We start from the raw sequence: 256 nt of genomic DNA, 5'->3' as shown, positions 1-256 counted from the left end.
GTCTTATCGTGCTCGATCCGTCGAGCGAGGTCGCGCCGATGGTCGTCGATCACCGGCGCAGGGCCGGTCGGAAGGTGATCGTGCTCGATCCTTCCAGCCCCGCGACCGGCTTCAACGCTCTCGACTGGATCGGCCGATTCGGGGCAACGCGGGAAGAAGACATCGTCGCGGTCGCGACATGGATCATGACCGACAATGCCCGCGCCGCCTCGGCGCGCGACGACTTTTTCCGCGCCTCGGCCATGCAGCTCCTGAC

At 66.4% G+C, this 256-nt stretch carries 1 protein-coding gene; it reads left to right on the top strand.

Features of this window, described 5'->3' with window-relative positions:
- A partial coding sequence (locus tag EOC06_RS39110; RefSeq protein WP_164899094.1) for a type IV secretory system conjugative DNA transfer family protein occupies window positions 1-256 on the top strand: 256 nt, incomplete at both ends.

Origin of the sequence: Mesorhizobium sp. M7A.F.Ca.MR.362.00.0.0, from assembly GCF_004023175.1 — a bacterium.
In the GTDB taxonomy this organism is placed as follows: domain Bacteria; phylum Pseudomonadota; class Alphaproteobacteria; order Rhizobiales; family Rhizobiaceae; genus Mesorhizobium.
This window is presented reverse-complemented; position numbering and strand designations above follow the sequence as displayed.